The organism is Butyrivibrio sp. INlla16 (genome assembly GCF_900104155.1).
Classification (GTDB): Bacteria; Bacillota; Clostridia; order Lachnospirales; family Lachnospiraceae; genus Butyrivibrio.
In genome coordinates, this window is record NZ_FMYB01000009.1 from 31,073 (window position 1) to 50,226 (window position 19,154).

16 protein-coding genes are annotated in these 19,154 nt (G+C 46.2%); 3 read left to right on the forward strand and 13 right to left on the reverse strand.

Features of this window, described 5'->3' with window-relative positions:
• Positions 1-29: 29 nt before the first annotated feature.
• The 8 genes from BLR42_RS06190 to BLR42_RS06225 form a co-directional block, all read right to left on the reverse strand.
• Positions 30-269 (reverse strand): acyl carrier protein, encoded by a 240-nt coding sequence (locus tag BLR42_RS06190; protein WP_022763357.1) that lies wholly within the window; start codon positions 267-269, stop codon positions 30-32.
• Positions 270-388: 119 nt separating this feature from the next.
• Entirely contained in the window at positions 389-811 is a 423-nt protein-coding gene (locus tag BLR42_RS06195) for a Zn-ribbon domain-containing OB-fold protein (protein WP_022761269.1), read from the reverse strand.
• Between the two features lie 16 nt (positions 812-827).
• On the reverse strand, positions 828-2,135 hold the full coding sequence (locus tag BLR42_RS06200) for a thiolase family protein (protein ID WP_091867524.1): 1,308 nt from the start codon (positions 2,133-2,135) through the stop codon (positions 828-830).
• A gap of 91 nt (positions 2,136-2,226) precedes the next feature.
• Positions 2,227-2,799, reverse strand: coding sequence for an NADH-ubiquinone oxidoreductase-F iron-sulfur binding region domain-containing protein (locus tag BLR42_RS06205; protein ID WP_091867526.1), 573 nt, complete (start codon positions 2,797-2,799; stop codon positions 2,227-2,229).
• A gap of 10 nt (positions 2,800-2,809) precedes the next feature.
• Positions 2,810-4,897: an FAD-dependent oxidoreductase gene (locus BLR42_RS06210; protein ID WP_091867528.1), complete on the reverse strand. Its 2,088-nt coding sequence runs from the start codon at positions 4,895-4,897 to the stop codon at positions 2,810-2,812.
• Positions 4,898-4,916: 19 nt separating this feature from the next.
• Positions 4,917-6,410, reverse strand: coding sequence for an FAD-dependent oxidoreductase (locus BLR42_RS06215; protein ID WP_091867530.1), 1,494 nt, complete (start codon positions 6,408-6,410; stop codon positions 4,917-4,919).
• 20 nt (positions 6,411-6,430) lie between these two features.
• On the reverse strand, positions 6,431-6,892 hold the full coding sequence (locus BLR42_RS06220) for a hypothetical protein (RefSeq protein ID WP_091867532.1): 462 nt from the start codon (positions 6,890-6,892) through the stop codon (positions 6,431-6,433).
• A 21-nt stretch (positions 6,893-6,913) separates the two neighbouring features.
• Entirely contained in the window at positions 6,914-7,858 is a 945-nt protein-coding gene (locus tag BLR42_RS06225) for a flavodoxin family protein (RefSeq protein ID WP_091867534.1), read from the reverse strand.
• Between the two features lie 176 nt (positions 7,859-8,034).
• Between BLR42_RS06225 and BLR42_RS06230 the strand changes: the two genes are divergently transcribed.
• Positions 8,035-9,546, forward strand: coding sequence for a PucR family transcriptional regulator (locus tag BLR42_RS06230; protein WP_091867536.1), 1,512 nt, complete (start codon positions 8,035-8,037; stop codon positions 9,544-9,546).
• A 41-nt stretch (positions 9,547-9,587) separates the two neighbouring features.
• Here the strand turns inward: BLR42_RS06230 and BLR42_RS06235 are convergent, their stop codons facing one another.
• Genes BLR42_RS06235 through BLR42_RS06245 form a run of 3 tightly spaced genes read right to left on the reverse strand, consistent with a single transcriptional unit; the run spans position 9,588 to position 14,553 of the window.
• Positions 9,588-10,952, reverse strand: a complete 1,365-nt coding sequence (locus BLR42_RS06235) for an MATE family efflux transporter (RefSeq protein WP_091867538.1) — start codon at positions 10,950-10,952, stop codon at positions 9,588-9,590.
• Positions 10,953-10,977: 25 nt separating this feature from the next.
• Positions 10,978-12,765, reverse strand: coding sequence for an ABC transporter ATP-binding protein (locus BLR42_RS06240; protein ID WP_091867540.1), 1,788 nt, complete (start codon positions 12,763-12,765; stop codon positions 10,978-10,980).
• A gap of 3 nt (positions 12,766-12,768) precedes the next feature.
• On the reverse strand, positions 12,769-14,553 hold the full coding sequence (locus BLR42_RS06245) for an ABC transporter ATP-binding protein (RefSeq protein WP_207648519.1): 1,785 nt from the start codon (positions 14,551-14,553) through the stop codon (positions 12,769-12,771).
• Between the two features lie 157 nt (positions 14,554-14,710).
• On the opposite strand from BLR42_RS06245, the gene BLR42_RS06250 reads away from it, so the two are divergent.
• Together BLR42_RS06250 and BLR42_RS06255 are read left to right on the forward strand one after the other, a co-directional pair.
• Positions 14,711-15,733 carry an SDR family oxidoreductase gene (locus tag BLR42_RS06250; RefSeq protein WP_091867542.1) on the forward strand — a complete coding sequence of 341 codons (1,023 nt, stop codon included), beginning with the start codon at positions 14,711-14,713 and terminating at the stop codon, positions 15,731-15,733.
• A gap of 32 nt (positions 15,734-15,765) precedes the next feature.
• Complete coding sequence (locus BLR42_RS06255) at positions 15,766-17,817, forward strand: HelD family protein (protein WP_091867544.1); 2,052 nt, start codon at positions 15,766-15,768, stop codon at positions 17,815-17,817.
• Between the two features lie 7 nt (positions 17,818-17,824).
• Here the strand turns inward: BLR42_RS06255 and BLR42_RS06260 are convergent, their stop codons facing one another.
• Both BLR42_RS06260 and BLR42_RS06265 read right to left on the reverse strand, forming a co-directional pair.
• Positions 17,825-18,637, reverse strand: a complete 813-nt coding sequence (locus BLR42_RS06260) for a response regulator (protein ID WP_026498169.1) — start codon at positions 18,635-18,637, stop codon at positions 17,825-17,827.
• Complete coding sequence (locus BLR42_RS06265; protein ID WP_022761255.1) at positions 18,637-19,146, reverse strand: hypothetical protein; 510 nt, start codon at positions 19,144-19,146, stop codon at positions 18,637-18,639. Before BLR42_RS06265 ends, BLR42_RS06260 begins: the two co-directional genes overlap by 1 nt.
• Positions 19,147-19,154: the final 8 nt, after the last annotated feature.

Sequence of the window (19,154 nt, forward strand, 5' to 3'; positions counted from 1 at the left end):
GCTCGCCTTTACAGCGAGCCCAAAATGTTTTACATCTCTTCTTCAATAAGATCGATGAGATCAGAGATTGTCTCGCAAGCACTTGCATCAGCAAGCATAAGAGCTACGTCAAGCTCGTTCTCAATCTCTGAAACGAGAGCTACCATCTGAACTGATGCTCCGTTTAAGTCTGTCTTGAAGGATGTGGACTCTGAAAGCTCAGAAACCTCCTTCTTGTAGGACATTGCTACCATGTTTAATACCTGATCTAAAATTTCCTGTCTGCTCATTTTTATTCTCCTTTTTTTCTTGCCCCTCATCCGGCACTTCGTGCCACCTGTCTTCGCTCCGCTTCGGTCCGCGCTGAACCGACGTCCCCCGGACGTCGAGCGCCCCCAAGGGGAAGGCTTTAGCTGAGGTACTTCTCATCCAGATCGAAGATTACGGTCTTGAAGCCGCCGTCACGATCTATTATTGCTGCATGTATATCGAGAGGAAGCTGTTTGGAAAGCTCCTCACGATTCTTTTTACTGATTCCGCGTACAACTGCGTTAAGTCTTGTGCCCTCTTCGAGCTCAACCTCGCCGTATGCGAATTTGCCCATTTTCTTGTATTCGGGCTTTGAGGAAAGTGCTGCGGGAAGTACGATGGAGTGAAGCTTAGCTTTTCCGCTTATCTCGTACCACTCTGTCTCATAGCTTCCGCACTCGTTACAAGCATATACGGGCGGGAACTCAACATGTCCGCACTTGGGGCACTTACGGCCCATAATTTTTCCTTCTTCCAAAGATGTGTAAAATTTCTCAACTATTTTCTCTAATTTGATAGCCATGGTCTCATCCTCCCTATTAATCCATTGTCCGAATGATGATAGCGGCTACGTTCTGAGCACCGCCGTATCCACGGAGCATTGTTGTTTTCGGCAGTTTCTTAACCTGGCGATCACCGCACTCATTCCACATCTGCTTGCATGCCTCGTACATATCTGCAAGTCCGGATGCTGCGTGAGCGTGTCCGAAGGAGGTTCTTCCGCCGTTTGAGTTGATCGGCTTGTCACCGTCCCATGCAGTACGTCCGTCGCAGATGTACTTCCAGCCTTCGCCGTAGGGAAGATATCCTGCGATCTCAGCTGATACAAGGTGAGATGTGATGATGAAGTCATTTGCAAAGAACAGATCAAGATCGTCTCCGGAAAGTCCTGTTGACTCATAAACCTGCTTTACTGCTTCCTCTGTTGCGCGAACCTCGAAGTGGGGTGTTGTTGCCTCACAGGCAGCACTTCCGATTCCGAGAACCTCGATGGGCTTATGCTTTAAGTTCTTTGCGATTTCCGGAATCTTTTCTGTAGCACATACAATACATGCTGCAGCGCCGTCGCACTTAAGCTCAAGTCCGCCTGCTCTGAGGAAATCACCCATCTTCGGGTTGTAGGGTGAGTTCATGTATTCATCAAGAGTCATGCCTGCCTTTTCAGCGAGCTCCTCATAGGTTGTTCTCTCGATAGCAAGCGGGTTTACAGATGCATTACGTCTGTTATTTATACACATTGCATTGAGTGTGTTATTCATATCCTCAGCAGAGATGCCTCTTGTGCGAACATACCACTCTGCCGCGTCATCATAGATGAGCTCCTGACCTGCCATAAGGCTTCTGGTGTAGGTTCTGTCATAGAGCCATGAAGTAGTCTTAAGGAACTTCTCCATTGTCATCTTGTCACGCTTGTAAGGGTGCTTGGGTGTCTCAACATTATCGGCAGGGCTCGGTGTAGAATCACCAAACTCAACAGCACCTGTGAGAACACAGTCATATTTTCCTGAAGCAACCGCATTTACAGCCTGCTCAATTGCAAGATAGCCTGTGCAGCAAGCCTCTGAGTGGTGAATGGATCCCTTGCCCTTCATTCCGAACCAGTTGGCAATCTGAACGTTGGGTGTAAGGTAGTTTGAACCGTTCAAAGGGCTTGCACAGCCGTGGAAGTAGAAATCAACATCCTGAGGGTTAACTCCGGCATCTTCCATAGCCTTAAGTGCGGCATATCCAAACAATTCGCCTTCTGTGAGGCCGTTTGTTTCTTCATTATCTACGGTGTACATAAAAGGTGTACAACCGACACCGATTATGGACACGCTACGTGAATATTTTCCAAATGTTTTCATGTTATTTTTCCTCACTAATTTTTTCAATACTTCCCCTCATCCGGCGCTTCGCTCCACCTTCCCCCCCAAGGGGAAGGCTTAGAAGTATTGATTATCTCTTACATGGAATGGGCTTTGTGGGGCACTTAGGCTTCTGGACGCCTGCCATAACGATTGCATCCTCGTCACAAGCCTCCATACACTTGCCGCACAGTGAACACTCATCCATAACAATTACGTGAACGAACTTATTCTTTCCGAGAATCGCATCATCTTCGCAGACATCCATACACTCGCCGCATCCTACGCACTTACTTGCAAGGATGTGGTAGGTCATGAACTTCTTGCAGACACCGGCGCGGCAGCCCTTCTTGGCGATATGCTCATCAAAAATTTCTCCGTAACTGCCAAGTGCCTCCTTTACAGCATCTGCAATATCTTCGCCGTCTTCGCAGAGGGACTGGGTTTTCATCATCTCGGCAAGGTCTTCCATAAGAGCCTTGTCTCCGCTTCGTCCCTTCTTCTCGGTAATATCCTTTAAGATCATCTCCAGCTGTGTGATTCCTTCATATCCAAAAACGCATTTGCCACAGTTCTGGCAGGGATGGCTCTGGACTTCCTTAAGAAGGACATCAACCACGCACTGATCTTCTTTTAATTCTTTGATCTTATCTGCGCTACTCATCTTTTCCTCCTTAATACTCGTTCCAAAGCTTAACCTTGGTTATTGTCGTTCTAAGATCACACTGCAGACATCTTCCTGCTTCGCACTTAGCCTGGTCACAGGTAAGAGGTTTCTCAATCGCATCAAAACTGCATTTTCTCTTGTCTGCTTCCATAACCTCAGCTTCGGTTCTTGCAAGATCCGCAAAGCCCTCAATCTGTCCGATGTATTTCTCGGGAGCCTGTCTTTCCACCAGAACTTCGCTGATATCGCCGTCTCCGCCAAGGAATTTATCGATTGCCACAGCGGCATCTCTTCCGCCTGCGATAGCCTCAATAACAGACTTTGTGCCTGTAACAACGTCGCCTGATGCAAATACACCTTCTACGCTGGTTGCACTGTCCTTAGCTGCAATGTAAGGTCCGTGTGTCAGCTCAACGCCCATCTTGTCTGTTCCCTCAGGCTTCTGACCTACAGCAAAGATTACATTGTCGACCTCAACTATCTGATTTGAACCTTCTTCGAGCTCGATGATAGCCTTTCTGTTTTCATCGAAGTAGAACTTGTTTACCTTCTGGATCTCTACTCCGGTGGCTTTGGTATCACCTGTTATTCTAAGGAAGGAATGCGCTGCGTGAAGGATTACGCCTTCCTGCTCACCTTCCATTCTCTCCTCCTCTGAGGAGGTCATCTGCTGAAGATTCTCAAGACAAGCTATGTGCACTTCCTTAGCACCCTGTCTGATTGCGGTGCGGGCACAGTCGTAAGCAACGTTGCCGCCGCCGAGAACCATAACCTTATCGCCGACAGGAAGCGGATTGCCCTGTCTTGCTGCCTTAAGGAAGTCTGCATTCACATATACGCCCTCAAGGTCATTTCCTTCGATCGGAAGCTTGGTTCCCTGATGTGTTCCTATGGATACCAGAACCGCATCAAAACCGCTCTGAAGAAGCTTTGCGGGCTCTTCACAGGCTTCGCCTGTCTTTAAGGTAATTCCTGCTTCAAGAATCGTAGCAATCTCTCTGTCTAAGAGCTCATCGGGAAGTCTGTATGCAGGGATACCGTAGCGGCACTGTCCGCCTGCCTTCTCATTTTTCTCGAAAACAGTGACCTCATGGCCCTTCTTTGCAAGGTAGTAAGCGGCTGTAAGTCCGGAAGGACCTGCCCCGATAACGGCAACCTTCTTGCCTGTGGGAGTATCCTTTCTGACGTTCTTTTTCCACTCACCGCTCTCATTCGTAGCAGCTGCTCTCTTAAGTCTGCAGATAGATACAGGAGAATTGAGCTCTCCTCTCTTACACTGGCTCTCGCAGTTTCTTGTACAGACAGATCCGAGAGTCTCCGGGAAAGGCACCTTTTCACGAATAATGGCTGTCGCCTTATCAAAATTGCCTTCTTTCACAGCTCTTATATACTCAGGAATATCGATATGTGCAGGGCAGGTACTTCTGCAAGGCACAACGTTTTCATCATAGGTTCTCTCGGGTTTCATCAAATGGAATGCATCCACAATTGAACCTGTGGGACAAACCTCAATACATGCGCCGCAGAATCTGCAGCCGGCTTCCTTAAGGGACTTGCCCTCCGGGATTCCCGCTCTGATACCCATGTCGGTCTTGATGTAATCAAGAACATTAACACCACGCATATCCTGACATGCTCTGATGCAGCGTCCGCATCTTACGCATCTTGTGAAAAGATGTGAAATCAGCGGATTGCTCTCATCATTCGGAACTGCTCTCGATTTCTTTCTCCAGCGCTCCGGGCTTACTCCCATGTACTGATACATTGACTGAAGCTCACATTTTCCGTACTTGGGACATCCTGTACAATCAGCGGGGTGCGTAGCAAGAATCAGCTCCATGGCTGTTTTTCTTACCTTTTCGGCCTCGGGGCCATTAACCGTGACCTTCATGCCATCAGTCACAGTCGTTTTACAAGAGGGCACAGCCCCCTCCACTCCGTCAATCTCAACAGAGCAGAGGCGACAACCTCCCTTTGCTTCCAAATCAGGATGGGAGCAAAGGTGCGGAATAAAAACGCCTGCTTCAAGGGCGGCATCTAGAACCGATGCGCCTTCTCTTGCCTCAATTTCTTTTCCGTCAATAAAAATCTTCATCTACCTGTAACCTCTGTTTTTATTCAAAATCATCAAAGTTCTCAGAACCTGCTGATGCATTCTCACCTGCGATACGTCCGCTGTTCAGGCAGAATCCCATTGTGTTTCCTGAAAGGATGAAGGGATAGCTGTCACCGAAGATGTTGCATGCATCTGTTCCTGCTGCATAAAGGCCGGGAATAACCTTTGCATCCTGTGTGAGAACCTGTGTCTTGTGGTTGATCTTTACGCCGCCGAGTGAGCCGTATGCACCAACGTTCTCTCTGCAAAGGTAGAAAGGTGCCTTCTCGATGGGCTGCATATATGCACGATCCTTCTCAAAGATCTCATCAAAGCCGTTTGCACACATCTCGTTGTACTCTTCAACCTGCGCTACAAGGCCCTCTACATCGATGCCTGCCTTCTCAGCCAGCTCCTCGATTGTATCTGCCTGAACGATAGGCTCATAACCGTTTGCAAGGTCTACGTTCCACTGCTCATCGAAGTGATCGAAAAGATCATGAGGATGTACGTGAGAAACGATATCGGGTCCCTTTTTCTTATACTTTTTAAGCATCTTGCTATCGAAGATTGAATAAGCAACCTTGCCGGGCTGTGCTGCGATTGCGTTACCTGTGAAGGTTGTGTTTGCAATCTGATCCTCGGGCATGAATCTCTGTCCGTTTCTGTTTACCCAGAGGCAAGGCTGACGGAAAGCACCGTCAAGGATGAAGTGGTTCATGTTGTCGGGAAGCTGATACATAAGCTCCATGATGCAAGGCTCGTGGCCTGCGCCTGCTTCCCATGCCATCTTGATACCATCGCCCTTCATTCCGGGAACAGCGAAGTTGTAAATTGTGTTGCCATACTCGAACTCTGTCTGCTCCTTGATCATCTCCGGGTTATCACCGAAACCGCCTGTGCAGATGATTACTGCATTTGCTCTTGCTTCGATCTCTTCACCGTTCTTGTCAACTGCGATTACGCCTACAGCTGCGCCGTCCTCCATGATGATCTTCTTAACGGGAGTCTCGAACTGGAAGTCTACGCCAAGTTCCTTTGCTCTCTCTGTCATCTTCTTTGTCATAGCTGTTGCACAGCGAGGGCCGGGCATTCCGCCATCCTCAGGCTTTACAACGTGCCATGTGAACTCACCGTCTGAGTAAGCTCTTGTAGCCTCAGGAGCGCTGAATGCTCTCTGAACACCTACGAACTCAACGCCCATATCCATGAGCCAGTCAATTGTGTCACCTGACTTGAAGTAGTAATCTCTTACCATTCTTGCGTCTACACGATAGTGAGTGAAATACATGTGCTTTCTGAAAGCTTCACCGGGTGTAAGAGCAATCATGTGATCCTTCTGAATTCTGGAGCCTACGCCAAGAGGGCCCATACCCATGTTTGCTGCACCACCTGTGGTGGATGACTTCTCAAAAGTGATTACGCTTGCGCCGTTCTCGGCTGCCGCAATACTTGCTGCAAGTCCTGAAAGGCCTGCTGCTACTACGATTACATCTGACTGTAACTGTTTCATTTTTACTTACCTCCAAATAATTATTCGTTGCCACAAATACTTTCTGTCATTTTTTCTGCCGGACGGTTCCAAAGGAAGGAAACAATGTATCCGACGATATAGATCGGAATGAATGTCGTTGCCATTCCGATAAAATATGCAATGATAGGTGCATGATTCAGAATAACCACATTAAAATATGTAAGAATCAGGCTATTGATCACAACATATGTAAGGTTCACAACTGCGTTTATGCAAAGACCAAAGGGAAGTGTATTCGGCTTTGTCTTGCAGAAATTCGCAAATCCGATTCCCCATCCGACACAGGGAAGTGTCACGCCAACCACAAAAGACACTGCATAAGCAATAATGAAATTGATTAAAAGCAACTGCGGTATAACCGTGTGAATCGCAAGCAGCTGTGCTGTAAGTGAAATAGCAAGTGCTATCGGAATGTTCATAATAAGCGCATTCACTGCGCGATATTTAAAACTCTTTTTCATTGCCATATCCTCCGAAAAGTATTAGATTCCCTTGAAATTCTTCTCTTTATATCTGATGATCTTTTTACCTACAATCTCTCTGTTCTCGGGATTTCCGAAGAATCCGCCCTGAGTATGTCCGATCTCCTCAAGGTGTCTAGCTCTTCCCTCAACAGTTGTACGATCCTTCAAGAGGCCATCCTCCTGAATAACGAACTTCCACTTGCCGTCCTCTGTCTGCTCGAGGTTTCCACCTGCGCCGCAAACCTGGCACTCGATAGGATAGTGAAGGCCGTCCCACTGAGGCTCACCGAGAACAAGTGCATTTGAGTGGCAGTTCGGGCACCATCCCATGTTCTCGTCGCCGAGCCATTTTCTCTCCTCTACGGGAGTCTTAACAGCTTCGATGATGTTCTCACCCATCTTGTGTGCTCTTGCGATGAGCTCGTCATCCAGCAGGCACTGTGCCGGGCCCGGAACTCTTGTTGCAAGGATCATGTCTACAACCTTCATGTCAGTTGTGAACATTGTTGCCTGAAGTCCCTCGAGAGCCATTGACTGCCATGCTCTTGTTGATCCACCTACTGAGATAAGACCTGCAACCCTGTCTCTGTGCTCGATGGCACCGATTGTCTCAAGGAATGCTGTCTCGTAGCTAAGACTTCTCTGTGCAAATGTCAGATAATTGGCGGATGGCATTAGATCATATGTAGGAACTGAATAGATAACCGCATCCTGATCAAGAAGGACATCCATGATCTTTTTCTTATCGTCCTTATCATCAAGTACGCATCCTACGTTCTTGCCCTGTGACATACCGATGGTGCAGGATGTGCATCCGGTACAATCCAGAATGTTGTAATCCCTAAGATTGATCATAGTTACTTCTGCGCCGGCTTCCTCACATGCAATGAGTGCTTCCTTTAAAAGGATCTCACTGTTGCTGTTCTTTCTTCCGGCTGTAACTCCCATTACTTTGATACTCATAAAAATTCTCCCTTTTCCTTTTAATTCAGAATTCGCTCTGATAGTTAAGAATTTATCATTCAGAGTTTCCCTTTACATCCAACAGCCATTGAGTAAAATCTCAAAATAATGTATACTTTTTCCGACGTTTGTCGGATGCAACGAAAATTTACTTAAAAACGGGAGATAGCAGTAAAATGGCTTATATTTCAGATATTCTGGATGCAATAGAGAAAAAGTACGATTTAAAAGTGCATGGAAACTATCAAAAAAGGCATTCAATTGACGGAATACGCTTTTTTAACGAAAATGATGCCAACATTGAGCATCTGATGCCGAATATTCTGTATCTTGCGGATTACAAAACCTTTGGGAAAGAGGAGGTTTACGGCGATATCCTTTTCATAGGAACCGGTCAGAACACTCCTGCCTCGGACTCCCTTTATATAGAAGAAGAGCTGAACATATTAGAGTTGTACAACCTTATGGAGGATGTAATTCTGGCATATCAGAACATAGATGTGCAAAAGCGAAGTCTTTTCAGTATCCTGCACAACGGCTACGGTATCGACGCCCTCCTTCAGACGGCATACAAATACCTCAATAATCCCGTCGTGGTCTGTGACAGTAGTTATGGAATTCTGGCATCCTTCCCCGATGTTTCCGAGGATAAGAACCTGGAAATAAAGAACAACAGACTATCCGTCAAAGCCAAATACTCCGAGGATATGGAACAAAAGAAAGTTACCGAAAGAATCTACCACTCGGTATATCCCTTCGCCGTGAAGCTTGAAGAAAGCGATTTTGACTGGATATTCGAAAGCATAAGAATAAAACACGCAGTTGTGGGCTATATTTGCGTAAGATGTAATGAACGTGAACACACAGAAAGTGATCTTGACCTCATTCACTCCCTCGCCCAGATGGTATCAATACAGCTGCAAAAGGACGACAGTTACCGGAATCCCCAGGGTATCAAATATGATATGTTCCTGCGGGATCTTTTCGGACGCCACTATGATGAAGAAACCGCTGTGAACCAGCTGTCGCTTCTGGGAATAAAGCCTAAGGAATACTACTACATCATTGCCAGCAGCTTTACCGCCACCTCCAGAAGACTTATGGCTTACCATATCTATATCCAGCAGCTTTCCACCATCTTTTCAAACAGTGTGACCGGTATCTTCGGTAACCGTTTTATAACTCTTGTTTCCACATCAAAAATGGAAGCCATGACTCCAAAGACTGAAAAGAGGCTGAAAACCTTCCTTACAATGAATCACATGATAGGAACCGTAAGCTATCTTTATGACAAATTGAGTGAAAGCTCCGCCTATTTCAGCCAGTGCCAGGGACTTTTGTCGCAGAGACTCCCTGTTTTTAACGAATCACCCATTATTTATTACCGTGATTACTACTTAAAACACATACTTAGCTCCGCGAACAAAGAATCAATGGTCCATGCCTCAATCCACCCCTCCATCAAGTTCATGAAAAAACATGACAAGGAGCACGGAACGAACTACATCAGCACTCTGGAAACTTATTTCGACAATAATAGAAGCGCACCTGCCACAGCAAATGCGCTTTTCATACACAAGTCCACCCTCTTCTACCGCTTCGACAAGATGAAACAGCTCTTCGACATACGCCTAGATGACAAGGACGCCCTCTTCGCCTACGAATACTCCCTAAAACTGCTGCAGTAACTTCGCACGGCAGCCCCATGGCCCGGGCGAAGTTATTTGCCTCAGGTGGTTTGGATGCTGGCATGGGTGTGGAGACGTTTTCTCTGGAAATAGGTGTAGTAGCGGAGCCAGGCGGTGACGCCGCTGATGAGCCAGACGATTCCGGAGGAAAGCCAGATACCGGTCGCTCCGAAGCCGAGGTATGAGGTCAAAAGGAGCGGTATGGTGAATCTTCCGATGACCTCTATTACACCGTTGAATAGGGAGAAGAATGCATCTCCAATGCCGGTCAGGACTCCGCGAACAACATAAATTAATCCGAGCGCAAGATAGAACAGACTTGTAATCTTAAGTCCGTCAGCACCAAGAGTTATAACCTCCGTATCAGTTACAAACATACTGCAAATAGCTCTTCCGAACAGTTGCATTGTAAATACCAGAATGGCTGTGAATACGGCCATAATAACAAGACCGCTCTTGTAACCCGAATAGACGCGGTCGTTTCTTTTTGCTCCGAAGTTCTGTCCGCTGTAGGTCGCAAGGGATGCTCCCAGCGTTGCATAGGGCTGATGAATAAGCTGCTCTATCCTGTTTGTGGCTGTAAAAGCTGCCACTACAGTCGTTCCGTAGGAATTGACTATTCGCTGAACCGCCATGGCTGAAATCGCAATGAGTCCGAACTGGATCGACATGGGCACTCCAAGGCGAACAATCTTGTAGGTCATATGCATTGATATCTCGAAGTCTTCCTTCTCAAAGCGGAAATATCTGTTGGTTTTGTATGCGTATATTGCACTTAGTACCACCGAGATAAACTGCGCCACAACAGTGGCAAGAGCCGCGCCCTTGATTCCAAGCCTGAAAACGCACACAAACACAATATCAAGTACAATATTTATAACAGTTGATATCATCAGGAAATACAGTGGTGTTCTGGAGTCTCCGAGCGCACGCAGCATTGAAGACAAATAGTTGTACAAGGATACAAACAAAAGCCCGATACACATAAAGCGCACATATAATATGGCATCTCCAATGATAAGCTCCGGTGTCCCCAGAAGTTTAAGCAGATGAGGTGCGAGAAGGAATCCCAGCGCTCCGAAAAATATCGGAACCAAGAGCATAATAAGACCTGTGTTAACTATGCATTTTTTCACCTTGCTGTCTATGTGGGCTCCGTAATACTGCGACACCACAATACCGCCGCCACCTCCGATACCGTTGCAAAGCGCAAAAAACAGGAAAGTTATGGAGCTTGTGGCACCGACAGCGGCAAATGCATCTGCTCCGACAAATCTTCCGACAATTATCGAATCGGCGAGATTATATATCTGCTGGAAAATATTTCCAATCAGTGTAGGGAGGGCAAACACCAGGATGTGTCTTGCCGGATTCCCTGTCGTCATATCTGTTATGTTACTTTTCATAATATCCTACTCCATCAAAATAGCCCTATGCAGGGCGGGCATCAGAGAGTATCTGAGCCGTGTACAGGTGATAGTAATCACCCTTTTTCTTCATAAGTTCCTCATGTGTACCGCACTCGGTGATACCGCCATCATTGATAAACATTATCTTGTCACAACCTGTAATGGTCGATAAGCGGTGCGCTATTATAAAGCTGGTTCTGCCGGCCAGCATAGCATTCAAGCCTCTCTGAAGATCCTTTTCCGTCTGAACATCGATACTGGACGTAGCCTCGTCGAGCACCATAATTCTCGGATCCGAGATAAGTGTCCGCGCAAAGGAGATAAGCTGCTTTTGTCCCTGAGACAGGAGTGCCCCTCTCTCCTTAACCTCTGTGCGATATCCCCGGCTCATGCCGCTGATAAACGTATGTGCACAGACAGTCTTCGATGCTTTAATTATCTCTTCCTTAGATGCATCAAGTTTTCCATAACGTATGTTATCCTCGATAGTCCCTGAGAAAATGAAGCTATCCTGCAGCATTATACCCATCTGTTCCCTGAGAGATTTTAATGTCACCTTGGAAATGTCCTGTCCATCGATAAGAATTCTGCCGCTATCAACATTATAAAATCTCGATATAAGACTAACGATAGTGCTCTTGCCTGCGCCGGTTGGCCCCACAAGTGCTATAGATTCTCCGGGTTCAACCGTAAAGGACACATTATGCAGAACTTCTTTTCCTTCTTCATAGGAAAATGAGACATTCTGAAATTCTACCCTGCCCGTTACAGGCGCAAGCTCGATTGCTCCGGGCTCATCCGTAATAGTCACGGGCTCATCCATAGTCTCAAAGATTCTCTCCAGATACGCGATATTATTGATGAAGCCGTTAAAAATGTTTCCAAGGTTCATGATCGGCTGCCAGAATCTGGACGCATAGCTTGATATGGCAACAATCGTTCCGAGACTCTGGTGACCGTTTGCAAATATCACAAGTCCGAAGAAGTAGATGGCTGCTCTTACAAATACCGAGATGGTATCTATTCCGGGCCACACCGATGTACTGTAGTATATGGCCTTCATCCAGGTTTTTCTGCAGTCATCCGAAAGGTCCTTGAAAATCTTTGCATTTTCGTCCTCTCTGGCAAATATCTGCGTAATTCTGGCACCAACGATATTTTCCTGAAGATACGCATTCAGATTCGAGTTTTTATTGGAAACCATCTGCCATGCCCGGCGCTGCTTATTCTTGATCCAGAACATGAAAACCATGAGCACCGGAACGCCTGCCAGTACCACAAGACTAAGCTGAACATCGACGTAAAACATGAAAATTACAATAAATATGAGGTTCAGAATCTCAAGTACGATATTGATAAGACCGTTACTTAGCATGTCCGAAACCGAATTTACGTAATTGACCACCCTTACCAGTATTTTCCCGTGCGGTCTGTCATCGTAATACTGAAAAGGAAGCTTTTCCAGGTGCTCAAACAGATCGTTCCTTATCTGATAGATGATATCCTGGCTCACATTAACCATTATTTTTGAGCGCACCAGTGAAAAGAAGATGCTAAGTGCATACAAAGCAGCCGATATTATAACCAGCCTAAAGAGCAGCGCTCTGTTCCCGTCTGGAATTGCCACATCCAGTGCATTACGCACGATAACGGGATTCACAAGGGCTGTGACCCCGGCAATCGCCGACAACAAAAACGCCACAAGCATCACACCAATATGCTTTTTAATATATCCCGATGCCCTAAGGAGATGCTTTATATCAAAAGGCTCCTCTAATAATTCATCCTGTTTATATGTATTTCTGGCCATCTGTTATGCCCCCATCTGAAGCTTTACAAGCTCCGCGTAGTATCCGCCAAGTTTTATCAGTTCCTCATGTGTGCCCCGCTCAGTAATCTCACCGTTTTGCATGATTAGAATCTGATCGGCATCCTTTGTCGTGGATATTCTTTGGGCAATGATTATCTTCGTACATTTAAAATCAAGATCCTGCAAGCTATCCTGAATTGCCTTCTCGGTCTCAAGATCAACCGCCGAGGTCGTATCATCAAGTATAAGTATCGAGGGTCTCACCGCCAGTGCTCTGGCAAGAGAAATTCTCTGCTTTTGTCCGCCCGACAATCCGACTCCCCTCTCTCCGACAATCGTCTCATAGCCCTCTGGCATCTTTGCAATAAAATCGGAAGCCTGGGAATATTTCGCGTACTTCATGACATCCTCTTTACTTAGCAGCTGATCTCCGTAGGCGATATTTCCATCAATAGTGTCTGAGTAGAGCAAAACATCCTGCGTCGCAAGTCCGATATTTCTTCGAAGCTGATGAAGTGCAATATCCTGCACATCCACGCCGTCAACAAGCACGCGGCCTCCCGTCGGTTCGTAGAATCTGGGAATAAGATGTATAAGCGATGTTTTTCCGCAGCCCGTCTCTCCCATAATGGCCACAGTCTGCCCCGGCTCAGCGGTAAATGATATATTTTTCAAAACAGGAAGCTTACCGTCCGAATACTGGAAGCTCACATCCCTGAACTCGACCTTGCCCTCAAATCTGTTGGGCATAAGGGCCGTGTATTCCTTGTCCACAATCTCCGGCTCTGAGTAGTAGATTTCCATGACTTTTACAGACGCCGCCGAAAATCTCTGGAACTCGTTCATGATATTTCCAAGCTGTCTCATGGGATTGGCGATGGCCCAGATAAGCCCGGAAAATGCCACATATTCACCCATTGTCATCTGATTGCCCATAAGGAAGAGACCGCCTACAAGCAGCAGGATAATAGGAAGCAGGTTTGCAAAGGTTTCAACTATTGGGAAATATCTAAGCCAGATCATCGCTGTCTTCTTATTGGTGTCACGGTAGTCCCTGTTGCATTCATCAAAAGACTCTATCTCATAGTCTTCCCTGGCAAAGGCCTTAACCACGCGATTTCCGGAGATGTTTTCCTGCGCCATTGTGTTCATTTTGGCCAGTTTTTCCCTAAGAAGCGCATGCATGGGCGCAACCTGCAGTTTAAAAGCCATTATTATAATGAAAATCAGCGGAGCTACTGCGAGAAGACAGAGTGCCATTTTCCAGTTCATGAACATAAAATAGATTCCGACAGCCAAAATAAGCGAAAACGCCTCAACCAGCATTCTCACAACCCAGGCGATCATGTGCCTTACGGCATCCAGATCACCGGTAACTCTGGTCATGAGGTCACCGGTCCTGTAGGTGCTGTAGAACTTCATGTCCTGTCTCTGAATCTTGTCATAAATGAAATTTCGCACTCTGAAAAGGACTCCCTGGGACACCACTTCGTATCCCACGCAATCCGCGTACACGATGATACACCTTAGAATTGTGAAGAATATCATCATGAAAATAAGCCTGTAAAACTCATCGGAATGAGCACTGAAATTGGCTCTCGCCTCAGGTCCCGAAAGGAATTTGTCTACTATTTGTGATGAAAAATACGGAACCGTCAGCTGCATCATGTTGTATAAAAATGTACCGGCAACGGAAACGATATACAGCGCCTTATATCCCTCCATGTTATCCCAGAGCCACTCCAATCTGGTTCTTGGAAACTGCCAGTCTTTATCTGCATTTTTCACTTTAAAGTCCAACCTTTCATAGAAACGTTAGTTGTTATTTAACCACTAAGCCAATCATAAAACTATAAATATTTTGTCATTCGGTAATTATTTTTTGTTTTCCTCAAAAATGTTTTATACTATTCATATGGGTAAAAATAAAAAGGAGGGTTACAGCATGAAAGCACTTTTTATCGGTGGTACGGGTACCATCAGTATGGGAATAGTAAGAAGACTGTCGGAGGATCCTCAATGGGAGGTATACCTCTTAAACAGGGGAAATCGCAAGAATGATGTCCCTTCTTCAGTAAAACAAATAACAGCTGATATATATAATGAAAGCGATGTCGCAGAAAAGCTCTCCGGCATGGATTTCGATGTGGTAAGCGATTTCATAGCCTTTGATGTGAAGGCCGTGGAGCGAGACTACAGACTCTTTAAGGATAAAACAAAGCAGTACATCTTCATCAGCTCTGCTTCTGCCTACAATAAACCCGCAGCAGGCTATATCATAACCGAGGGAACAACTCTGGCGAATCCATATTGGGAATACTCCAGAAACAAGATTGCCTGCGAAGAATTTCTCATGAAAAAATACCGCGAAGAGGGCTTCCCTGTAACCATAGTAAGGCCCAGCCACACCTACGACGAGAGACATATTCCGCTCGGCGTGCACGGCAAAAAGGGGTTCTACCAGGTTATAAAGCGCATGCAGCAGGGAAAACCCGTCATAATTCAGGGTGACGGATCCTCTCTGTGGACTGTTACCTTTAACAGCGATTTTGCGATTGGTTTTACCGGTCTCATGGGCAACAGACATGCCATAGGCGAGGCTTTCCAGATAACAGGTGACGAAATCCTTAGCTGGGATCAGATATATCAGACTATCGCGGATGCTCTCGGAGTAAAACTAAAGGCTTACCATGTTTCATCCGATTTCTTAAGTGATGTAGGTGAAAAATACGATATGGATTTCGAAGGAAGTCTTCTCGGAGACAAGGCCGTATCAGTTGTTTTTGACAACAGCAAGCTAAAAAGACTCGTTCCGCAAATGACTACCACTATTCCCTTCCATAAGGGAGTTCGTCTGGCAGTTGATTATGTCCTCTCTCATCCTGAGGAATACGAGGAAGATCCTGAATTTGACACTTTTTGTGATAAAATAATAGCCGCAATTGAAAAGGCGAAAACAGAAATATAAAGAATTTTGAATGAATTTTAAAGGTAACATGAATGGAAAAAGAGATTTTTGACAAAGAACAACAGCATTTACAGGAGACCTACGACAAGCTTCTCAAGATGAAAAACGATCTCGAGGAGCAGATCGCCGCCCTCGATGAAAAGGCGCTGGACGACAAGAATGATATCCGCGATAACATACGTTTCGATTACGCGGACATCGAGACCACGATGGAAACCCTGGCCGAGATCGAGGTATGGAACCGCTATATCGATACTTACAACGTAGAGAGCAATTCTCTTGGAAATCGTCTCACAAGCGTGAACAAGCTCCTCGAGTCTCCTTATTTTGCAAAAATCCAGCTTCAGTTCGATCCATCCGAGGAACCTGAAAACTATTACATCGGCCGTGCTGCCATCTCCGAAAACGGCTATGACCAGATGGTGGTTGACTGGAGATCTCCAATTGCCGAGGTTTACTACAATCAGGAGAGCGGCCACACTCACTACACCGTTGAAGACAGGGAAATCCCTGTTGATCTGCAGCTTCGTCGCCAGTTTGATCTGCACAAAAATATGCTTCTGGCCTATTTCGATACACAGATTGCGATTGAGGACCCCATGCTACTGCAGTCGCTCTCCCAGACGCACTCCGACAAGATGCAGGCTATTACTGCAACCATTCAGAAGGAACAAAATACCGTCATCCGCTATCCCGATGTGCCTGTGCTCCTTGTAAACGGTATCGCCGGAAGCGGAAAGACCTCTGTTTTGCTGCAGAGAATTGCGTATCTGTTCTATCAAAAAAGAAACACTCTCCGCCCCGACCAGGTATGCCTTATGACACTGAACCCGGTATTTCGTGAGTATATTGACAATGTTCTCCCGGATATGGGCGAGACAAACCCTCTGACGCTTACCTGGCGCGAATTTCTTCAGATGGTGCATGTTCCTTTTTCCGATGATGAATACGATTACACTGAAGCGGAGAATCTTCAGAAGATACACGACGTACTTCCGACACTGACGCCCGAGGCTGCGGATTTTTATGAAATAACGCACAAGGGCAATCTTGTTATGTCCAAAAAGGAAGTCCTGTCCGTAGTAAATAAATTCAGGAAATTCCCCATGGGAATACGCCTTATCCAGACCGTATCCGATGAACTTGAGCACAAGGTCAAGAACTCTCTTCGCCACCTTGAAAAAAATGATAACGAAAATGCCTCCGGAAGCATGGCAAAGTCCGATCAGGCAGAGGATAACCGCGCAGAGAACGATTTTGGCGGAGCACTCTCCAATATCAGACGCTGCAGGTGGGTAAACGCCCTCCATGTTGCGAGACGCATCCTGGGCAAAACCCGTGTAACAGCCGCAGAATGGCTCTATACAAGGATGGAACTTACCGGCATATGCGATCGTAACATGCGTTATGTTATGGTTGATGAGGTGCAGGATTACACAAGGGCACAGATGATGGTCTTTGCAAAGTATTTCCCGAATGCCCGCTTCATGCTCCTTGGAGATGAATTCCAGGCAATTCGTGAAGGTACGGTTACTTTTGCCGAGCTTAAGGAGATGGCAGAAGCAGATAAAAAGCGCTTCACAGAGCTTCCTCTCATGACGAGCTATCGAAGCTCACCCGAGATCACCGATATGTTCGCTTCCATTCTGCCTCCGGAGAAAAAGATGATGATTTCCTCCGTAAAACGCCCCGGCGAGCCGGTTTCGGTAAAGGTATGCAGTTCGGATAAGGAATACCTGAAAGAACTGACAGCTCTTATCAGTGAATATGAAAAAAAAGAAGGCCTTACGGCCATAATCTGCAGAAACGAATATAGGCTTGAACAAATTTCAGCTATGCTAAAGGATAATTCTCCGCAAATAATAACAGGGCACGATGCCCTGCCTAAAAGTGGTGCTTTTCTTTTGGAGCTTGCACTTGCCAAAGGTCTGGAATTCGACCATGTAATTCTGCCCGACGCCGATTCGGAGTCGTATCCCGATGACGAATCCGGCAGACACTGCCTCTATACCGCAATGTCTCGCGCAACGCAGCATCTGTCGATTCTGTCAAACGGAAAACTCTCCGCCATTTTGCAGGAATAATCAGTTTTTACTCATCCTCTTCCATGTCATAGCTTATCTCATCGAGCTCTGCATGGAAGAACTCGCACCAGCTGTACTGGTTCATATAGTCGCCCATGTACTTATACTTGGAATCCTTCTTCTTTTCAAGCCAGTCATAGAGGTCACATTCAATCCTGTCCTTTGCTATGGCAAGGCTTCCCCGCTGTTTCAGAATAATTCCGTCAAGCTTAAGCTTCTTGAAGGTGTTCTGAAGGTCCTGACGAAGGTTACACAAGTATGACAGCTTCTTTTCCGGATCTCCGTCATCCTCCCAAAGGGATGCGATTATTTCTCCGTTTGTAGTCTGCGCACCCTTGTTATTTATGAGAAGCGCTACTATCTCTTTGGTTCTTTTGTATTTGAATTCAACAGGTTCCCCGTCAACAAACAACTCAAAATTGCCAAAGGTCTGAGCAAAAACTCTCTTATATTTCTTTCGTATCTCAGGGTATCTGAGGGATTCGAGCTCGCTCTTCACCTGATCCTTAGTGCCCGGCTTTTTGATATATCCGCTGGCATGAAGCTTCATGGCTTCATAGGCCTGCTCTGTGTGATTAGTGAGATAGATAAGATTGATATAAGGATTCAATTCCTTTAAGTATCCGCCAAGATCTATTCCCCCAAGTTCAGACATCTCTGTCTCCAAAACCGCAACATCCATCTCCGTCTCACGAGCCGTAGCGAGTGCGGCCAGCGAACTGTCACTTGAAAACAGCGTCGCATCCGGAGACACTGTCTCAATAATCTTCTTTATTTTTTTCAGGGACTCCTTGTCCTCATCCACAGCTAATATGTTCATCACTGACCCCCCAATGTCATTGAAACCGATTTTACACTCTGGCTCTTCCTCTGCTCTGCAGTCATATGAAGAGGATCCGCCTCTCCAACCACCAGTGTCTCGCCATCATTTAGTGCCGCATCGTGTAAAGGTCCCGCATTCATATCGGAAAGAACAAGTGCTGCAAATCTGTCGTAGTTATCCTCGTCAATCACCGGAAAATGATATTTCATCCGGTACCAGTGCTGTGGATCATAGCCAAGAGAACCAATGTAGAGTCTGTCCGCCGTATCGGCGACCTCGTCAACTCCCGCCTTTTCACCGGGCGCCAGTCCCGCTTCTTCGCAGAACAGCATTGCATAGGCCTTTAAAATCCTATCCCTTACTGTTTCATCACTTCCGCTTTTGTTTTTTCGGCCGGTAGGCGTATCCATTATCTTGTAATAGAAGTCCTGTGCCTCCTCGCTTTCATCAAAGGCGAGAATCGCATCATAGAGCTCTTTCTCGCTGATATTACCTGCAATAGCCATGTTTCTTA